The organism is Photorhabdus hindustanensis (assembly GCF_002968995.1).
Classification (GTDB): Bacteria; Pseudomonadota; Gammaproteobacteria; order Enterobacterales; family Enterobacteriaceae; genus Photorhabdus; species Photorhabdus akhurstii.
On the sequence record NZ_PUWT01000008.1, the window covers coordinates 20347 to 40605 of the forward strand.

A 20259-nucleotide genomic window follows, 5' to 3' on the forward strand; every position below is an offset into this window, starting at 1 on the left:
TTCAAAAATCAAAAACTGTTTGTAATCAACTCTATTATAAATTTATTTTTACTTTTTATACTGTTATTGATTAACAAACCGTCGATCCCAGATTTAATTTTACCGTTATTGATAATGTTAAGCATTACAAATGTCTACTTCCTGATAAAAGTGGTACATAATTCTGCTCCTATTAAAGAATGGCAACATGCAAGATACAAAGCAGAAATTAACGCCCTGAAACAAAAAAATGGCTATTTGGATTTTCTCTGTCAAAGCCATTTCAAACTGCAAAATTGTAAACTGCTACCTGAAAAGCTTCAGGAGATTTTTTCCCACCTCAATCGCCTGATCCCTTTCTGTGAAGCCAAAATCATCTTTTATCCATCACAACAAGAATATTCCTTCCGTAATCCTCATCAATGCCCCTATTTCGATATGCCGCTTATTACGAGATGGAATTTAGATGACAATATTGATAACTATGGGACACTCTGGATAAAAACACACAGAAATAGTGATCTTACTCCCGATGAAAAAAGTCTGGTTCAAGATGTGGTAACTTTAATGACAAATAAACTATTACGGGAAAATCAGCTCCAATGCCAACACCAGAGTGTGTTAGCCGCAGAGAGAGCCTCTATTTCCCGTGAACTCCACGATTCCATTGCTCAATCCCTCTCTTTTCTTAAGATTCAAGTTAATTGCCTATATATCGGCAGTGATAATTTACCCAAGCAAAGTTTAACCTCGCTGAATATGATTAAAGATGAGTTGAATATTGCCTATCGCCAGCTAAGAGAATTACTGGCAACTTTCAGGAATGAACAACCCCAATGTAATCTACAAGAATCTTTACAGGACTTGATTAATGAATTTAACCACCGTCTAGGCTTCAACATTGAATTCAATTATCGCCTGACACATCAGCACATTCCTGACAGTTACAGCAAGCATTTGATACAAATCATTAGGGAATGTTTAAACAACTGCTATAAGCACGCCGATGCCAATTGGATCAGTGTCCGCATTTACCCTATTGATGACAAAATTATTACAGTTGTTAGTGATAACGGTCAGGGTATCAATCTGGACTCCGCTAATAAAAACAAATTTGGCATGGCTATTATGCAAGATAGAGTTTCTATCCTGGGTGGACAATTACAGATAAAGAATCGAAAACATGGCGGTACAGAGGTAGAAATTCAATTTTCACTAGATTGAAAAAGGCGGATAAATCCCATTATCGATAGCAACGCAATTTGTTGAATGATAATAATTATCATTTTCTCTAATTGCTGTTACACTAACTTTGGCTTTATCAGATAATAACCTTCGGTAAATTTTCCAGAGGAATTTTACGTGACTAATAGCACAATTGAAGAAAAAAATATTTACCGTCCTGCACCACCGAGGCTTGTTCAGGTAAAAAATATTTTCGATGTAACACCTAATATGCGCAGCATTACTTTCACCAGCGAGTGTCTGGATAGTTATCCCACTGAATGTGAAGGCGGGCACCTAAAAATATTCTTACCGCTTCCGGGGCAGACCAAACCGGTATTACCGACTTTATCCCCAGAAGGCCCAATATGGCCACCGAGTGAACTGCGTCCCATTGTCCGTACTTACTCGGTTCGCGCCATCCGCACCGAACAAAAAGAGATCGATATTGAGTTTGCATTACACCACAATGGCGGCCCGGCAGTGGAATTTGCTTATAGCGCTAAAATCGGTGACTGGATCGGTATCACTAACCCCGGCGGCCCAGATCCATTACTACCAAAAGTCAGCCACTACTATATGGCTGGCGACCCAAGTTCCCTGCCTGCTATTGCCGCGCTCTTAGAAACAGTAAAACCAGACGCGACCGGGCAGATCATTATTCGTATCGAAAGTGAGCAAGATATTCAGGAATTAAAAAAACCGGCTGGAATAGCGGTTCACTGGATCACCGGTGATGTTGAAATAACTGACAAAATCGTATCTGAATTCAAATCTTGGTCATTACCAACAGAAGATGTCACTTTCTGGCTTGCCGGTGAAGATAAGCTGGTAAAAGAAATTCGTCGCTATATTCGCCGAGAAAAAGGCTATGAACGCCACCAGCTATATGCCATTCCTTACTGGAGACATGGCTTTGATGAGGAAGGTTATCATGTCCTGCGTCATGAAGTGATGGATAGCGACGATTAAGAATCTTGTATATTTATATTCGCTTGATCCCCTCACTTACTGAAATTAGAAGGTGAGGGAATCAACGATACGGATATTATCCGCAACATCACTTAAAACGAGGTTTTTAAAATCGAAGAAATGCGATTGACGATAATTCAATTTCTCTTGAGTTTGTAACATTTTGTTACAAATTTATTTTTTCGTGAATTAAAAAAATGAAAATTTTCTCTTGCTATTCGCGGCGGGCATGTTCACCCACGATTTCACGCAGTACCGCCAATTCAGCTTCCAGTCAAGCCACGCGGTCAACTGCTGCGGGGAATAAAATATAAAAATTCATGATGGATGCTTGATGAGATGTAACTTATAAGAGACAATAAGTATAAGTCATTGTGATGAGGGCAGCTGAATGCCTTATACAACACTACGTTATCAGGACGGTAACAAGAAAGTTCCTTATACTGAATGGATAAGAAAACTTAGAAAAAAAGATCCCCGCGCTGCCGCTAAGGTTGACACTCAAGTATCCCGCGCATGTGCCGGAAATTTCGGGGATCACAAATTTGAAAGGGATGGTGTCTGGGCATTACGAATTGATTACGGGCAAGGCTACCGCGTTTATTATTCGATGGAAGCTGGACAAATAATCCTCTTACTCATCGGAGGCAACAAAGGATCACAACAAACGGATATAGACAAAGCCGTTAATTACCTTAAAGATTTTCATGTGAGGATAAAAAATGACAGATAAAATCAAAATGAAAGTAGCCTGCGAAGCAGGTGACTCTAATATCCCAGCTTCAATCGATCACGATACTGCAATGATTGAAGAGTTGCGCGCCGATCCTGCATACGCTGAAATCTATTTACAGACGGCGTTAGAAGACATTTACGAGCCGGGTGGCGTTGGTGCGTTCCTTATTGCATTACGCCAGATCATTGAGGCTCGTGGCGGCGTTGGTGAGATAGCCAAAAAATCCGGTCTTGCCCGACAGCATATTTACCGCGCGTTATCCGCTAATGGCAACCCGACATTGAGCACTATTACTGAAATAACACGTGCAGCGGGAGTTAGATTAACCCCGGTCCACTATTCCTAATATGGTGCTGGTTTATTAGCGCCGATTTGTGGGGGGTTCATTCCTCAGCCCCACAAATCGGCCTAGTACTACAGCCGTAGATGTTGTGTAATAATACGCCAAGTTTTCACGCCAACATAGCGAAAGATTCGATGCAAATACCGTTGACCCTGTGGACACAGGAGCTGCATACATTACACGCCCGTTTAGCTCCCCTGTTCAAGCGCTCCGAACCACATTACTGGAAAATAAAGTAGCGCCACTAAGGTCATATCACCAGTTTATCTATATCCAGAATTAAACAATAAAGGTAAAGGATTTAAAATAGGCAGAACAATCAAGGATCACGCCGTGAGTCGCTGTTACAAAAGCCCTCAACGGCGTATTTCCGCAATTTATTCACAATAAGCCAATAACGTTTTCTGGCACAATTGAGAACGAACGCAATCCTCTTGATTAAAATGGATAACACTGACGATTTCATCATCTGAAAATCTTTTCAGTGCATCACGCAATCCTGATACGACTCCAACCGGCAAATCGCATTGGCTTATATCACCATTTACAATCACAGTAACATTTTCCCCAAGCCGGGTCAGAAACATTTTCATTTGATTAACAGTGACATTCTGGGCTTCATCCAGAATCACAAATGCGTTTTCAAATGTTCTACCCCGCATATAGGCAAAAGGCGCAATTTCCACTTTGCCAATTTCAGGCCGTAAGCAATATTGCAGAAATGATGCTCCCATGCGTTTTAATAAAACGTCATAAACTGGGCGGAAATAGGGTGCAAATTTTTCAGCCATATCTCCGGGCAAAAAACCGAGATCTTCATCTGCCTGTAATACAGGTCGGGTGACGATGATCCTATCAATTTCCTTATTAATCAACGCATCCGCAGCCATTGCGGCACTGATAAACGTCTTACCGCAGCCCGCCTCCCCACTGGCAATAATCAATTTTTTATAGTTTATTGCACGCATATAACGCCATTGCGTTTCAGTCCGTGGCAAAATTTCCGAAGTATCCCGGTTATCACGTGCCATACCAATGGCTTCTACGCCACCGAGTTGTACCAGAGAGGTTACATTATCATCCTGATAACATTGATGATGACGCAAATCCCTTTTCATCATCCGCTTTGCCTCTCGACGTGATTTAATCACTGCTTTCTGTCTACTCATAGCAGTATCACCTTATCGTTGTTTTCACCCATCCGGTGTTATATCACCGATATAATAACTACTTTATTTCAAACAGATAGGCGCCTCCTGTCCGCTTATTTAGCCCCATAGAAAAACGGTGGTAGAACCGTCACATATATTAATGACTTTGATACTCCCATAGGTTCGCATATCATCGGAATATCAATCATTAACGTTACTCACCATTATTTCTATTTAGTGAAAACTAACGAATCATTATGACAGTATAATGACAATTCCTAAGTTATGGCAAACAAGCCAGGAACTCTTGATTAAAAATCATCGACAGTATCGCTTATTTATTTTTGCGATAAATTTAATTCATTGAATAATATGATTTAATATTTTCAGTGATAAGTATTTATTAATATAAGCTAATGACTTAACACCATAATTGATACATTCCGTTACCATCCGACAAAGAAGTCACTATCTAAAAGCGCTCTTCCCCACCAGATGGCAACAATATTATTACTGATGACAACAGAGTAAATAGTTAATTATCTGTTTTGTTAAGTACCCTTACAGTTTCCAGCCAATCGAAAACCCGCATTTTTTGCTTCCGTTTCTGTTTTAAAATAGACAGCATTCTTCTCCTGAATCACCTTATAACCTGAACAATGAGAAAAATGATAGATTTTGCTATTGTTATTTCCTTTAATTAATCCCGTAGAGGACGCATCAGGCAACACCCGCTGTCTCTGGATATCTGTTTGATTATTGCTTTGCCCTGTTCTCTGCTCGTTTTTTGGAATGCCCGCGGCGGAGTTTTTATGCCACAATTGCCATTTCTGTTCACCGGTAACAAAAGGGTTATGATGCCCCATAACACCGGCAATTCGATTATCTCTCTCCCGTTCCCATTTACTCGGTGGATATTGACGATCCCAAGCGATAAATAATTGCTGTTGTTGACGGGACATGGAAAGATTGTAACGATCGTGCATATAAAAATTGATCCGCGCAACCTGCCCTTTTACTTCATTTCTAGGCTCGAATGTACGAGATTTAAAATCGACTTTACTGGTACAACGACCATAATCATTTGGCATATTTTTCGGTAACATTCCATAACCAAAATTACTACGATCGCCATTAACCTCGCCAATTGATGGGGCCAAATTATGCATATCGGATTCCATTGCCCTGAAAACAGGATCGGAAGAGACACAATTCTTCCTCCCCCCATTTTGCCAACATTGCCGCTGATGCCCAAAAACCCAGGCAGGAACAATATGTTCCCATTCAATTCGTTCAGCTCGATTCTGTTGCGATCTGACTTGATAGCCACACGAAGAAAGAATTGCGCGTCCACCGCTCTTACCCGTCCATTGCCAATTGCAACCACAATAAAATGTCCCTTCCCCTGACTTAAATTGATCATGGTAAATGCGTTTACGCAATTCAACTTTAGCTTGTTCAAAGGTCGCCGGAGCGGCAAAAGAAGATGATAAAGGAGCAATTAAGCTGAAACACCCAATATGAATTGCCCAAAAAATAACTTTACGTTTCAATGATAAACCCTACTTATGCAAAAATATCATTCTGATTTTACTCTTTTATATTGCCTCATAATCGACCTATAAGACAAACATTGTTTCTTTGCATTTCTTCTTAGCGTTTATTTTAAAAAGAAAGGCTATTCAATGAACAGGTTGAGATATCACAAAATGGCAGTTATCCCATTATTGTGGAATGATTAATCGGGTATGATGAGTTCGATATATAAACTATATGCTTTAAAAACGAGTAGTTATATCACTCACCACTGGCATGAAAAAATAGAGAATGGTGCTCAATATCAGCTTCCGATATTGAAGTCCAAATAAGGTACAGGGCCGATACACGGCCCCGTCTTACTGCAATTTACTACCAGAAGCATTTATTACTTAGAAGCGCTAGTACTCTCCATTTCTTCCTGTAATTTCTTGCGATTCAAGTTCCAGAGTGAATCTTCTGGCATTTGGACCCGAATATCTAAGCGGCAAGAATCAGGAATATCACAGGGTTCCCCATCTTGATAGAAGATCTGGTTGCCATTGCCATCAATAGATTTGAGTCGCCAATTTTGAAATCTCTCCGGTAAATGCGCGTGTTGGCGATGGAAAGTTTCAATGATAATAGAACCATCAGGCTGAACGTGGTCATCAACAAAAATCAGTTCGAGATTATTGTTGTCGCAGGGAACGGAAATACCGCCATGCACACCCCAACCACCATCAGCGTTATAGCCCAGGATATTTAATACACGATATATGCCGGTTCCCTCTTTTATTACTTCTGCACCTTCGGATTCATCATTAGTCGAGAATGTGCCATCAGAGGAGATTTCTATTACCGGGGAGGCAGTCTTGAGATATCCGTTGGTATCTGGTGTAGCGTTCTTATCGTCCCAAAACTTACGTGTGACTTGTCTTTTGCTATCGCTATTTATGCTATCTGTACGATATGTACTGCCTTCATGCATGAAAACCAGCCTGTGGCTCCATACACCATCTACGCCTTCACTTGATAAACCATTTACATTACTAAATCTTAACTGAACACCATACCAATCAGATGGCAATCCATATTTAATAAGGAATGGCGAGTTGGGTCCATACCCGGCACAACCATCGTATAGATTTTCCGATCCATACAAACGAGCAAAACCCATTGAATGCATTGCATCATTAATTGATACTGCGCCCACATCCCCCGTAGTCAAATTGATATCTCCAGTCAACGCCTTACCGTTTATTTTCCGGCTATTAGGTACCTTGGCATTAATATTCTCACGCAATGAATTGACTATTTCCTGAACCAGCTTTTGCGTCACAGCCAGTGTGTCATTATTACCCATCTCATTGGTCAGTTGAACAATACCCTTTTGTGTTAATGAGGCATTGGGAATTCCTGCTGTGATTTTTTGTTCTAATGCTCGATTTAATTGCGCAGTGAGTTTAGCTATATCACCATCATCCAAGACAGCATTACCAGATTGTGTCGCAATAAAATCAGCTACAACCGATGTTATTGTTGACGCCTGGCGTAATACTTTATTTAACACATGAGTGGGAACATCATTTGGTGGAAACCCACTTAGTAAATCCTTGCTCTCTTCATATCTTTCTTGACTCACCACATTAGCATTATTACTAATAGAAAACGCTTTAAAATCATTTTTTTGACTCATATACCTTCCCCAAATTAAATAATGTTTATTTATAGTCAAAAATATTCAACATCTTAAAATATCCTTATTAACCTCCCTCCTCTTTTATCGCAAATAAATTTAAAATCGATAATTAAATCAACTTTATGAATCAGAGTTCATTTTTATATGGACTTTTATACGAATCAAAGCACTGATTAAAAACCAGTGCTTTGCTAATATCTGAGGATTATAAAACTTTAATGATATTATTCCTGCGGCTGTTCAGGCCAATCAATATCTGGCGCCGATGAAGCATCAACCCGACGCAGTAACACCAAATACTTTTTCCAATCTAACAATAGCGCATTTTCCGCTTCCGATGCCATTTCAGTTTCAACCGCATATTGCAATACAGTGATGGCTTCATCGGCTTGCCGACGGAAAATAGCACGTTGTTGTTCTGCCTGTTCAATTTGACTGACTTTTTGAGCTTCAAAGTCCGTTACCCATTTTTCACCATCCCATTGATCAAAATTGGTGGACGGTTGCTCGAATGTTAATATCTCTGGTAATTCACCCAGTGCCGTCACTTCTTCCTGTGCACCCGCTTGCGTGTTGTAAGCTATTTTTCCACGGTGGTCAGGAACAATTTCCCAATAACTTCCGTCCTCACTGCGACGCACAGCCATATCATCAGAATCGGGCAGGTCTGGTGCGTCTAAATAAGAGTGCGCTGACACACCTACACCTTCCGCAACATATTCGAAATCAGAGCCAGAGAATTCTCTCGAATAGGGATTAACATGATAAACTTTTATCCAGCCGGCTTGAATTGCTAATCCGTCTTCACCTAATACAGCGGTTTCAGTATCTAAGATATTTTCTTGTGTCATTATTATTCTGCCTTTACAATATTATTCTGCTTTTACGATATAGTTAAATGCGATATTGCGGGGGCGGGTTTCATAGCCGCTTGTATTGTTAGCAATAGATGTAGCCGTAGCGCTATCAAGTACATCACGCCCCAACGGGAACTGGTATTTATCGAAAGGGCCTTGATAACTAGAAAGAAATCTATCATCAGGAAGACCTTTCGTTAGTTGTATTCTTTTTGTGTTGTCAGTCTGCGCACTTAAAATAACACGGCCACTATCAACACCACGCCCATCATCCCAGCCACGAATAAACTCGCCTCTTAAATCAGGTAATCTACCATCAGGATAAGCTTCTGCTAACTTCGGATACTGTGACCTACTAAAAGCGGAGCCATTACAAGTGAAATAACCGGAAGGTGGATGAGGCAACGGCCAGGGAATAGGCGAACCAACGGGGGTGCTGGAAATACTTGAAACTTTTTGCTCTAAAGCTTTATCTAAAGCCCTATTGAATCGCACAGTAAGTTTAGCTATATCACCATCATCCAAAACATCCTCACCAGATTGTGTCGCAATAAAATTAGCCACGACAGATGCTATTGTTGAGGATTGGCGTAATACCTTATTCAATACATGAGTAGAAACATTCTCGGGAGGAAATCCCGTCTTTAAATTCTGACTTTCTTCATATTTTTCTTGGCTGACCACATTAGCATTATCACTAACAGAAAAGGCTTTAAAATCATTTTTCTGGCTCATATACTCCTCTTAAATTCAATAATATCATTCAGTAATCAATATATTAAATAATCGTACAGATAACCTCTCTCAATTGGTGCTAATTATAGTCTAGTTCAGGAAAAGAATAATGAAATTTATTTTATAACTTATAGGGTTAATTATTTTTGTATAATTGGCAATAATAAATCATCCAACACATTGCAATAAAATACATCCGAATTATTTACCATTGATAACTGCAAATCTTCATGATAATGTTTCCTGCCTTTATTAAAACAGATGAAAAAATAACAATGACAAAAAAGACCACACTACAGCGTGGCCTTAAGCAAGGTAACTCACCAGTAAAAATTATTGTTTTTCAGCAAACAGTAACCTGTAGATTCCTCCACCAATAATTCCACCAATAATCGGCATCACCCAGAAGAACCATAACTGCTCTAAAGCCCAGGTATTCTGGAATATAGCAACAGCTGTGCTTCGTGCTGGATTGACTGATGTGTTGGTAATAGGAATGCTAATCAAATTAATTAAAACCAGCGCCAAGCCGATTGCTAATGGTGCAAAACCCGGAGGTGCTCGTCTATCTGTCACACCAATAATGACAATTAAGAAAATAGCCGTTAAAACAATTTCGGCCACAATAGCAGATTGTAGTGAAAATCCACCCGGTGAATGCTCGCCAAAACCATTTGATGCAAAGCCACTCGTGGTCGCATCAAAACCCGCCTGCCCACTGGCAATAACATACAGTACTGCCGCGGCAAGAATACCACCGATAACTTGAGAAATAATGTAAGGAATAATTTCTACTGCCTTGAAACGACCACCAGCCCAAAGACCAATTGTTACAGCGGGGTTAAAATGCCCGCCAGAAATATGCCCAACAGCATATATCATCGTTAATACTGTTAAACCAAATGCCAAAGATACACCGACAAAACCAATCCCTAATTCAGGAAATGCCGCAGAGAATACAACACTACCACATCCCCCAAAAACCAGAACAAAAGTTCCAAGCAATTCAGCTGCTAATTTTCTTAACATGTTTTGTCCTCATCCAGTTATCAAAACGAGTCACCTTGCTGAAATTAACTATAGCCAATAAATTAAAATCATGCTTATTTTTACTATAACCGTATAAGTCACTGATTCTTGTGGTATCTTTGCCTGATATTCACTTTAAACCGTGATTTAAAGCAACATCTATCCTGTACAGATCAACTTTTCGGTGAAAAATGGATAACTTAAAATCAATTATCGCCAAAATAAGTTCAATATTCTGTTTTAACAATAGAAAAATCCGATGCAAAATACCTGCACCGGATTATCACGTCAGTATTGAATAACATAATACCTATTAAGTAACGAGTACTATGTGAAAACTGTTTTTTTCACTGCTGAACAAGTCATTCACCTGACTACCAAAACTGAAATATTTGCATATCCGACAATCCCTGAAGCGTTTGAACCTAATAAATGGGTGGAAATATTAGGTCGCCGGGAACCAATAACAATTAAATCTGCTTTAATCTCATCTGCTGTCGATAATACTTTATCCCTCGGTGATCCAAAGGCTACGGAGAAAGAGACTCGCTCTTTTGGCAAATCTATTTTCTCAGCCACTTTTGACAATTCCTCTTCTGATCTTGCAATAGATTTCTTGGCAAAAGAGTTGAGCAAGTCATATTGGTAACTATAACTAATTGAAAATCTTGATATATCAGGAACGGCATGGAAAAGATGTATATTAGCATCAGATAACTTCGCTAAATACTCTGCATGTGAAATCGCTTTATCGGTCAATTCATCTTCTGAAATATCTACCGGTACTAAAATCGTTTTGTACATACGCACTCCTATATTTATATACCAAACCTAACTACTTTAATGAGTATATAAAATATTCCATTATTTGTTGTGAGTTGTTTAACTAAATCAAATAAATTACGGTATAGCTCTATTTTCAATCACTCAGAGTCAAGATGCCACTTATGCAATATTCGATGAATGAAAGGCGTTACAACAAGCCCCAAGGTAATAAAGAACACACTTTCCAAAAATACCCCATATATCGCAATAAAATATTTACCGGATAAGTTATCTAGCAAGCCATCCGAAGATGGCTAGCCAATCTCTCCCATTACGTTTAATTACCTTATCTGATAACCAAAACAGATGTTGTCGAATATTTAACAACACCAGATGCATTAGATCCTAGCAAGTGCGTTGTAATATTGGGCCTTCTAGAGCCAATAACAATAAGATCAGCATTAATTTCTGTCGCTGTTGCTGTTATTTCATCTCTTGGCGACCCAAATGCAATGGAATAGGATAACCTGCCATCAGGAAAATCGATGGTATCAAGCAGCGTTTTCAAATCATCTTCGGCTTTAATTGTCGCTTTATCCTTAATTTCATCATATCCCAACGAATATGCATTAACAATTGCTGATGAAATTGGCAGTACATGAAGAATATGGAGCCTCGCACCTGTTTTTTTCGCCAAAGACAGTGCATGCTTAACAGCTTTACTCGTTAGTTCATCTTCTGAAATATCTACCGGTACTAAAATAGTTTTGTACATACGCACGCTCCTATATTTACATACCACATTTACATACCAAACCAGACTACTACATTTAGTATACTCCATATCCTGTTAATTACTATGAGTTATTCAACCATATAGATGCAATGATAAAAATCAAGAAAATCACTTATATTTCATATCGATATAAAGACATCACCCATACCATTCACATAGAATTAACATTTATAAAAGTAAAAACTAATCATTATCATAACAATGAATCTATTATTGTTTGTCATCAATGATGATTACATTACTTATCTGCAAAAGAAAAAGTTAATTGATACCTTTTTTCAATATATCATTCTGTATATAACGATAAAATAACAATTATAATTTAAAGATTTTTCACAAATCATTCTCCTTAGCGCACCTTTATCTATAACTGGACAATTAATATTATTTTTAATTTGTTTATATTACATCTTTAGTTTCATATAGTTATACTAATTTAATGCGCATAATAATATATTTTACAAAAAAACATTATGAAAATAAATACTGTTCATTTCAACCTGTAGCAAAAGTGGGATGTACAGGGGCAATAACATTAACCCCTGAAACCTACCTCACTGCCGATATAACGCTTTTATTTGATGAACCGTATTTTCAAATATCTTAGCCTGTTTTTCATCTCCCATTTCTGCAATAACACGCTCCAAATTCAGTACAACTTTCCCTGCATGAGCTTGCCCCATAGTTTTAAGAATGGAAGCCAACAGAACTTTCAAACATGTCACCTCTGTTGCCAGAGTTTCAGTATCGGATGAAGGAATTAAAACGATTTTATTCATAGTCGTTACCCGTTTACGTATTAATTACGTTATGAAAATAATAATTATACCACATAATTCATCCCCTATTTTTATACATTTTCCAAATAGATCTACGCCAAAAAGCGTTAAATTATTGTTAAAACCATTTATTTTATAAATATTTATTTAGTTATTAATTTCATCATAATCAGAATAGGCAGAATATTCCCATTACAAATAAACAGTACTTGTCATCGTATAAAATAATTCTCTTTTGTCTTTGGAAGAGATAAGTATAATATTCACATTCCTGATGAACTTTTAGGATAATTTATCTATTCTATTGTTTTATATAATCTTTACTAAAAGTCAAAAAATAGACAATTGAAGTTAACTCTTTTGAAACAAATTCAATACACAAGCAATGTCAATGAAGCTCATGTATGAGCATAGAGCCAGTTGGAGATACTTTTTTGATAAATGTTTTGTTAGTCGATGATCACGAGCTGATCAGGGTTGGTGTAAAACGTATTCTTGATGACGTAAAAGGGATAACAGTAACAGGAGAAGCTAACTGTGGTGAAGAAGCGATAAAGTGGTGCCGGGCTAATAAAGTAGATATCGTGTTAATGGATATGAACATGCCAGGCATGGGCGGCCTGGAGGCAACAAAAAGAATCCTGCGTTATTGTCCCGATGTCCGAGTCATCATGTTGACTATCTATACTGAAAATCCTTTGCCAATGAAAGTGATGCAGGCCGGCGCCAGAGGATATCTCAGTAAAGCTTCTACCCCTCAGGACATGATTAATGCAATCCGCGCAGTTAATGCCGGCCAGCGTTATATCGCTCCCGATATTGCTCAACAGATGGCCCTTAGCCAAATTAGTCCACAGAAAGACAATCCATTAAGTTGTCTGTCTGATCGTGAATTACAGATTATGCTGATGATCACGAAAGGACAAAAAGTGAGTGATATCTCCGAACAACTTAATCTTAGCCCAAAAACCGTCAATAGCTATCGCTACCGAATGTTTAGTAAACTCAATATCAGCGGCGATGTAGAATTAACACATATGGCAATACGTTATGGGCTATTTGACACAGAGAGTCTATTAAATAGTGACGGAACAATTTGATTCAAAAACATTTTTACAAACAGTAACCAGTCAGCCTGGTGTTTATCGTATGTATGACGCCTCAGGTACGGTTATTTATGTTGGTAAAGCCAAAGATTTAAAAAAACGGCTTGCCAGTTACTTTCGTGCGCAGGTCGCCAGTCGTAAAACCGAATCTCTGGTTAAAAATATTGTTCAAATAGATGTTACTGTCACGCATACCGAAACAGAAGCACTGCTATTGGAGCATAATTACATTAAGCTCTATCAGCCCCGATATAACGTTTTACTACGAGATGACAAATCCTACCCTTACATTTTTCTCAGCGCGGATAAACACCCACGGCTGGCAATGCATCGGGGAGCTAAACATTCTAAAGGTGAATATTTCGGCCCGTTTCCAAATACTCATGCAGTACGAGAATCATTAATCTTACTGCAAAAACTTTTTCCTATCCGACAATGTGAGGATAGTGTCTACCGCAATCGCTCGCGGCCATGCCTGCAATATCAAATTGGCCGCTGCCTTGGGCCTTGCGTTAACGGGCTGGTAAGTGAAGAAGAGTATCAGCAACAAGTTGATTATATTCGTCTGTTCCTTTTAGGCAAAGATCAGCAAGTTTTAACCAGATTAATTAACCGAATGGAACAAGCCAGCCAGCAACTGAAATTTGAAGATGCTGCAAGATATCGTGATCAAATCCAGGCCGTTCGTCAGGTCACTGAAAGACAATTTGTTTCAGGAACAGACGATGACCTGGATGTTATCAGTGTTGCCTTTGAAGCGGGTATGGCTTGTCTACACGTACTGTTTATACGTCAAGGCAAAGTACTGGGCAGCCGGAGTTATTACCCTAAAATCCCGATAGGGACAAAGCTTGATGAGATTGTACAAACATTCCTTGGCCAATTTTATTTACAGGGCAGCCAGAATCGGACTTTGCCCTCAGAAATTTTGCTGGATTTCACTCTGCCGGAAAAAGATATTTTGTCTGATTCTTTATCTGAAATATCCGGGCGGAAAATTCATATTCAAACCCGCCCTCGTGGAGACAAAGCCCGTTATCTGAAACTTGCTCGCACAAATGCAACCACCGCCCTAACTACCCGCTTATCGCAACAATCAACCATTCATCAAAGATTAGACTCTCTCGCCAAATTGGTTAAGCTGGCAAAAATTCAGAGAATGGAATGTTTTGATATTAGTCACACTATGGGGGAACAAACTGTTGCATCCTGTGTCGTTTTTGATAGCAATGGCCCACTACGTTCCGAATATCGGCGCTATAATATCAGTGGTATTACTCCCGGTGATGATTACGCTGCCATGAATCAAGTATTACGCCGTCGATATGGAAAAGCATTAGATGAGTCAAAAATTCCCGACATTATTTTCATCGATGGAGGTAAAGGGCAATTAGCTCAGGCAATAGATGTCTTTCAATCTCTTGATGTTGGATGGGATAAAACGCGCCCTCAATTGATAGGCGTTGCCAAAGGCAGTGATCGCAAAGCTGGGCTTGAAACACTATTTTTCACGACGGAGGATAAAGGTATCGCATTACCGCCGGACTCTCCCACTCTGCATGTAATTCAGCATATTCGTGACGAATCACATAATCATGCAATAACCGGGCACCGCCAGCGCAGAGCTAAAGTTAGAAACACCAGTACACTGGAATCTATTGAAGGAGTCGGCCCCAAACGCCGACAAATGTTACTGAAATATATGGGAGGTTTGCAGCCTTTACGCAACGCAAGTGTCGAAGAGATCGCAAAAGTACCGACTATTTCTTATGCATTAGCAGAAAAAATTTATAATGCATTGAAACACTAAGTACATTGATGCACCATACTTATAAATTCCACTATAGCCAGATAGTTAAGAAGCACTATGCAATTAAATATACCAACATGGCTCACTCTATTTCGTATCGCCCTGATCCCATTTTTTGTCCTGGCATTCTATTTGCCATTTACATGGGCGCCGATGGTTTGTGCCACAATTTTTATTGTCGCTGCGGCGACAGACTGGTTTGACGGCTTTCTCGCCCGCCTTTGGAAACAGACAACCCGCTTTGGCGCATTTCTTGATCCTGTCGCGGACAAAATCATGGTTGCTGCCGCATTAGTCTTAGTTTCCGAGCATTATCATACGTGGTGGATAACCCTCCCCGCAGCAACCATGATAGCGCGTGAAATTATCATCTCTTCTCTCAGAGAATGGATGGCCGAATTAGGCAAACGCAGTAGTATTGCCGTTTCTTGGATGGGTAAGGTAAAAACGACAGCGCAGATGGCGGCGTTAGTTGCTTTATTATGGCGCCCTAATTTTGAATTCGAATTGGGCGGATTCATATTACTTTATGTTGCCACGGTGATGACATTTTGGTCAATGTTTCAATATGTAAACGCGGCCTGGTCTGATTTGCGTGAAGCTTGATCGAAATGACGTAAAAACCATCGAACAAACACAGCGTAACAATAATTGTGTTGACTCGATACGTGAAGTAAGTAGAATGCAACGCATCGAACGGCACATGAGATTTACGAAAACAAATAAGTAAATCAGCCAGTTCAAAGCGGTGCGGGAATAGCTCAGTTGGTAGAGCACAACCTTGCCAAGGTTGGGGTCGCGAGTTCGAGTCTCGTTTCCCGCTCCAAGTTTAGGTTAGCAATTGATTTCTTGGGATTAGTCTATTATTTCAGGTGATCGCCAGTCAGTAATGCGGGAATAGCTCAGTTGGTAGAGCACGACCTTGCCAAGGTCGGGGTCGCGAGTTCGAGTCTCGTTTCCCGCTCCAAGTCTTCCTTATCATGCAGATACACTTAATAACCGGTGCGTAAGCAGGGTTTGCATATCTCGCCGACCATCGGCAATCACAAAAATTACCACCTGTTTACCTGTGATCTGGTAAATAACCCGGTAAGGTTTAAAAAATGTTTGGCGGAAGTCGCGGATCCCTAACTCCTGCAACTCCTTGGGATAATTGCCTTTTTCAGGAAAGTTAGCCAGACTGTCTGCTGTTTTCAGCAATTGATCCAATACATAATCAGCTTTCTCTGAACTGTCATTTTCGACAATGTAATCGTAAATGTCCTCTAAATCTGCTTCGGCATTTTTAGTCAGCATGACATGATATGGCATTAGGCGAACTTCCCTTTATTTTTTAAGCGTTGAACCACATCCTTTACCGGTGTGACTTCACCTGCTTTAACTTGTTGTTGCCCTAAAGCTAAAATCTTTAACAACGCTATAGTTTCTTGAGTCTGCTCATAAGAGGCAATATCTTGAATCACCGCTTTTGCTTCGCCATTTTGTGTAATAATCATCGGTGAACGGGACTCAGTGAGTGTCGTCATCACCGTAGCTGCATTGGCTTTTAGGTAGCTAATGGGTTTGATCTGTTCTGAATAACGCATAGAATTCCTCACATTAAAAAGGACTAAATAGAGACTATAAAAAGTCAATTGGTTGATTATAAAATCACCTTTCCAATTAAGCAAATGCTGATTTTAGAAAAGAGGGTGACTATAGATTTTTGTTGTTTACATGATGTAAACGGAGTGAGTGATATGCCCGTTATTTCCAAGGATCCATTTGAGAAAGCTGCACGCGATTTCCCAAATGATGAGGATGCTTATAATGATGCTCTGGCAATGGTGGATTACCTCATCGAACACGATGATGAAAGCCCGCTGATTGACTTTCTGTCCGCTAAAATCGCTGACTATGAAAACAGCAATGAGCGCTTTGCTGCATTTAATAAAGCTGTAGATGATATTCCTACCGGTGTTGCGGCACTGCGCGTGTTGATGGATCAACACGGCCTCTCTTACTCAGACCTGAAAGAGGAATTGGTTCTAAGTCGCTTATCAGCCAGATTTTCTCTGGTACACGCTCATTGACGATTGCGCACATTAAAGCGTTTTCTGAACGTTTCAATGTAAGGCCAGATCTGTTTCTCTGATGATTTAGCAAAATCCGCCGTAAACCCTCGCCTAGCGCGAGGGTGTCGCAAAAGTTAACCCTTATCAGCTAATATCAGTTAAGCTCTGGGTTAATATTCCAAACATCTGACCTGAAGCCATGAGGCTTCAGGTCCGGTTGCTTAATACTGATAATCAACTTTGATCATATTGTAATGGGACGGGTAAACGGGGTAAGTACCTCCGTTGAGAATCCCACTAATTCTAAAGGAACCTTTGGCGTCATGGCCGCTAAAGGCATTTGTGGTGCTATTTAGGGCGCCGGAGACATCCAGGCATTGCGATGGGGTGGATGAATATCGAGGGGTATAACAAACGTTGAAAGTCTGAGTTGTCGCACCATTGCTATATAAACCGATATTCCAAGATACTGTCGTAATAGTTGCCCTTGTCGGTACCGAAGAGGGTGTGGTAAAGAAATTTGAGTTGGTGTAGCCGGCAGCATAAACATTTGGGGCACGGTTCGTTTGTGACCAAGTGCTGGTAGCGGCAAAGGCGATTTGAGCTGTGGTGAACGCTAGAAAACCTACTGCAATTTTGGTAAATCTTTTCATTCTTTAATCCTCATTGCTAGTGAGTTATCTTACTGTTATTTGCATGCAATAGCAGGGCGATATCCAATATGATTGGCGCCCATGAAAATTGCTTGCTTATTGATTCCTCATGATTGTTCAGATCCTCCTTGATCAAGTAAAAAGAATCTCACCGTAATAACCGTGGATCAAGCGAAGGCTTTAGCTGAATGTCTGAATCTGTGCGTTGGTTTGACTAATATTGTGTGATGTTTATGTCTAAAGGGGTAAAGAAAGTATTATTCTTTCATTGCCAAATATTTTTTCAACTTCTGCTTGCCAAACGTTTTGAGGTAGTACATAATGCACTCCTTTCGGCAATGAGGCATGGGAAAAATATCAGTCGAATCAATGAATTAGCTGATATTCATAGAATTTATCTCCCGCTTCAAGCTTCTTCCTCAATAGTTGTGCTCGCTTGTTTTAGATTTGGTTTTTGGATTATATCCTCATAGTACAGATTTCTATTTTTTATCCACAGCCCGGAAGCTGGTTTCCCGGCAAATAAGTATGATGCTTTAAAATTATCACACAGACTTATCCACAGGCTGTTGCGTCTGAATTTTTCTAATTTTGAATGTCATAAAATGAGTATTTATTTTGTAACTCATTGATAGTTTTTCAGAATGATTCTTTGTTAAGAAATGTCATATTGATCACTTGCGCTTTTTTTGAGCATTGATCAGCAAGGGGTTTTTATTTTATTCACAGGAAAATTATCTGAATCTTTTTATGCGTTATAGAGATGGCTAATAATTAAGCATCTCTGGGCAAGCCCTTGGTTATCGCTCTAATAAGTCGTTTCTGTTGTGGTGTTTGTACATTAATAGTATTCGTTTTACGGCGAATGATTTGCTGTTCAATAGCCCAATGAATATGTTCATCTAGCATGGTGTTTAATCCAAGTTTTTGTTGCAGAGCCAGAACGATATCGTACTGATAAGGTGCGTTTCCTAAAGCAACAGTAATATTGCGTAGCCAGCGTAAGTAACCAATGCGGCGAATTGCAGAACCTTCCGTTATCCGTAAGAATTTCTCTTCACTCCAATTGAATAAATCCAATAGCTTTGGTGTATGTAATATTGCACGAGGGCTGAAATCATCTTCATCTGTCAATTGGGAAAAGCGGTTCCAAGGACAAATAATCTGGCAGTCATCACAACCGTAAATACGATTTCCCATCAGTGGACGAAATTCCTCAGGAATAATACCCTCTAATTCAATTGTGAGGTAGGAAATACAACGGCGGGCATCAATAGTATAAGGGGCGATAATTGCACCGGTTGGGCAGGTTGTCATGCAGGCGACACAGCGTCCACATTGCTCTTTTTGTGGAAGATCTATCGGCAGGGGAAGATTAATCAGCAACTCACCGAGGAAAAACCATGAACCAGCTTCTCTATTAAGAATAAGTGAGTGTTTACCGACCCAGCCTAATCCGGCTTTGGCGGCGAGTGGGCGTTCCATTATGGGTGCTGAATCAACAAAAGGTCGAAAATTAAGGACTCCCTGATATTCGAAGTCATGGCAGTAGTTTTGGATTTGTTCCCCTAGTTTCTTAAGACGTTGGCGCAATAGTTTGTGATAATCTCTTCCTAGAGCATAACGGCTGATATAACCGAGTTCAGCGTCGTTTAGCGTGCTGGCAAAAGAAGCTTTAGCAGGGAGGTAATTCATTCTTACACTAATAACTCTCAGTGTCCCTGGTAAAAGTTCATCCGGGCGAGCACGCATCATGCCGTGGCGTTTCATCCATGCCATCTCCCCGTGATATTGTTTATCTAGCCATTCCTGAAGTTTTGTCTCTTCTACCGATAAATCAGTATCACAAATGCCAACTTGTTGGAAACCAAGAGAAAGACCCCATTGTTTGATATTGGCGGCTAAAAGATTAAGATCGAGAGGCGTTGTCATGATGGAAATCGGTTTATACTACAAGGCGTCGCAGTCTAGCATAATTTGTTTCAAGCCAAAAATAGTGGGTTTGATAATGAAACTGAGCAGAAGATGTTAAATGTTGATAATAGAGGTGTGT

Annotated in this window: 20 protein-coding genes, 2 tRNA genes and 1 pseudogene; 10 read left to right on the plus strand and 13 right to left on the minus strand. The window is 39.8% G+C overall.

Annotation, left to right across the window (positions count from 1 at the left end; all coding sequences use genetic code 11):
• Positions 1-114 precede the first annotated feature (114 nt).
• The 4 genes from C6H66_RS03395 (at position 115) to C6H66_RS03410 (ending at position 3257) form a co-directional block, all read left to right on the plus strand.
• The gene (locus tag C6H66_RS03395; RefSeq protein WP_236548197.1) at positions 115-1203 is read left to right on the plus strand and encodes a histidine kinase; all 1089 of its coding nucleotides are present in this window, start codon (positions 115-117) and stop codon (positions 1201-1203) included.
• Positions 1204-1341: 138 nt separating this feature from the next.
• Positions 1342-2175, plus strand: coding sequence for a siderophore-interacting protein (locus C6H66_RS03400; RefSeq protein WP_040152623.1), 834 nt, complete (start codon positions 1342-1344; stop codon positions 2173-2175).
• Between the two features lie 391 nt (positions 2176-2566).
• The gene (locus tag C6H66_RS03405; RefSeq protein WP_036814197.1) at positions 2567-2908 is read left to right on the plus strand and encodes a type II toxin-antitoxin system RelE/ParE family toxin; all 342 of its coding nucleotides are present in this window, start codon (positions 2567-2569) and stop codon (positions 2906-2908) included.
• Between the two features lie 7 nt (positions 2909-2915).
• Positions 2916-3257 carry an addiction module antidote protein gene (locus C6H66_RS03410; RefSeq protein ID WP_088776107.1) on the plus strand — a complete coding sequence of 114 codons (342 nt, stop codon included), beginning with the start codon at positions 2916-2918 and terminating at the stop codon, positions 3255-3257.
• Positions 3258-3631: 374 nt separating this feature from the next.
• Here C6H66_RS03410 and phoH read toward each other — a convergent pair whose 3' ends face one another.
• The 9 genes from phoH to C6H66_RS03455 form a co-directional block, all read right to left on the minus strand.
• Positions 3632-4423, minus strand: coding sequence for a phosphate starvation-inducible protein PhoH (gene phoH, locus C6H66_RS03415; protein WP_046395189.1), 792 nt, complete (start codon positions 4421-4423; stop codon positions 3632-3634).
• 533 nt (positions 4424-4956) lie between these two features.
• Complete coding sequence (locus tag C6H66_RS03420; RefSeq protein ID WP_105394819.1) at positions 4957-5958, minus strand: endonuclease; 1002 nt, start codon at positions 5956-5958, stop codon at positions 4957-4959.
• 371 nt (positions 5959-6329) lie between these two features.
• Entirely contained in the window at positions 6330-7619 is a 1290-nt protein-coding gene (locus C6H66_RS03425; RefSeq protein ID WP_105394820.1) for a phage tail fiber protein, read from the minus strand.
• Positions 7620-7846: 227 nt separating this feature from the next.
• Positions 7847-8473 (minus strand): tail fiber assembly protein, encoded by a 627-nt coding sequence (locus C6H66_RS03430; RefSeq protein WP_046395187.1) that lies wholly within the window; start codon positions 8471-8473, stop codon positions 7847-7849.
• Positions 8474-8494: 21 nt separating this feature from the next.
• Positions 8495-9214, minus strand: a complete 720-nt coding sequence (locus C6H66_RS03435; protein ID WP_046395186.1) for a phage tail protein — start codon at positions 9212-9214, stop codon at positions 8495-8497.
• Between the two features lie 333 nt (positions 9215-9547).
• Entirely contained in the window at positions 9548-10243 is a 696-nt protein-coding gene (gene aqpZ / locus C6H66_RS03440; protein ID WP_105394821.1) for an aquaporin Z, read from the minus strand.
• A 366-nt stretch (positions 10244-10609) separates the two neighbouring features.
• Complete coding sequence (locus C6H66_RS03445) at positions 10610-11047, minus strand: universal stress protein (RefSeq protein WP_046395185.1); 438 nt, start codon at positions 11045-11047, stop codon at positions 10610-10612.
• A gap of 307 nt (positions 11048-11354) precedes the next feature.
• Entirely contained in the window at positions 11355-11783 is a 429-nt protein-coding gene (locus tag C6H66_RS03450; protein WP_046395184.1) for a universal stress protein, read from the minus strand.
• Between the two features lie 575 nt (positions 11784-12358).
• Positions 12359-12583: a DUF2594 family protein gene (locus C6H66_RS03455; RefSeq protein WP_036775413.1), complete on the minus strand. Its 225-nt coding sequence runs from the start codon at positions 12581-12583 to the stop codon at positions 12359-12361.
• A gap of 434 nt (positions 12584-13017) precedes the next feature.
• On the opposite strand from C6H66_RS03455, the gene uvrY reads away from it, so the two are divergent.
• The 5 genes from uvrY (at position 13018) to C6H66_RS03480 (ending at position 16466) form a co-directional block, all read left to right on the plus strand.
• A complete protein-coding gene (gene uvrY, locus C6H66_RS03460; protein WP_036775516.1) occupies positions 13018-13683 on the plus strand; it encodes a UvrY/SirA/GacA family response regulator transcription factor in 666 nt (221 codons plus the stop codon).
• Entirely contained in the window at positions 13667-15499 is a 1833-nt protein-coding gene (gene uvrC, locus C6H66_RS03465; RefSeq protein ID WP_105394822.1) for an excinuclease ABC subunit UvrC, read from the plus strand. Before uvrY ends, uvrC begins: the two co-directional genes overlap by 17 nt.
• 57 nt (positions 15500-15556) lie before the next feature.
• Positions 15557-16105, plus strand: coding sequence for a CDP-diacylglycerol--glycerol-3-phosphate 3-phosphatidyltransferase (gene pgsA / locus C6H66_RS03470; RefSeq protein WP_036775416.1), 549 nt, complete (start codon positions 15557-15559; stop codon positions 16103-16105).
• Between the two features lie 144 nt (positions 16106-16249).
• Positions 16250-16325 (plus strand) — tRNA-Gly (locus tag C6H66_RS03475).
• Between the two features lie 65 nt (positions 16326-16390).
• Positions 16391-16466 (plus strand) — tRNA-Gly (locus C6H66_RS03480).
• A gap of 11 nt (positions 16467-16477) precedes the next feature.
• Here the strand turns inward: C6H66_RS03480 and C6H66_RS03485 are convergent.
• On the minus strand, positions 16478-16810 hold the full coding sequence (locus C6H66_RS03485; protein WP_036810050.1) for a type II toxin-antitoxin system RelE/ParE family toxin: 333 nt from the start codon (positions 16808-16810) through the stop codon (positions 16478-16480).
• Positions 16810-17085, minus strand: coding sequence for a type II toxin-antitoxin system Phd/YefM family antitoxin (locus C6H66_RS03490; RefSeq protein ID WP_036810053.1), 276 nt, complete (start codon positions 17083-17085; stop codon positions 16810-16812). The genes C6H66_RS03485 and C6H66_RS03490 overlap by 1 nt, the downstream gene beginning before the upstream one ends.
• Positions 17086-17238: 153 nt before the next feature.
• Here C6H66_RS03490 and C6H66_RS03495 point away from each other — a divergent pair.
• A pseudogene (locus C6H66_RS03495) lies at positions 17239-17633 on the plus strand (helix-turn-helix domain-containing protein).
• Positions 17634-17774: 141 nt separating this feature from the next.
• Here the strand turns inward: C6H66_RS03495 and C6H66_RS03500 are convergent.
• Positions 17775-18206, minus strand: coding sequence for a flagellar protein FlhE (locus C6H66_RS03500; protein WP_105394823.1), 432 nt, complete (start codon positions 18204-18206; stop codon positions 17775-17777).
• A 774-nt stretch (positions 18207-18980) separates the two neighbouring features.
• Complete coding sequence (queG, locus tag C6H66_RS03505; protein WP_046396623.1) at positions 18981-20138, minus strand: tRNA epoxyqueuosine(34) reductase QueG; 1158 nt, start codon at positions 20136-20138, stop codon at positions 18981-18983.
• Positions 20139-20259 lie beyond the last annotated feature (121 nt).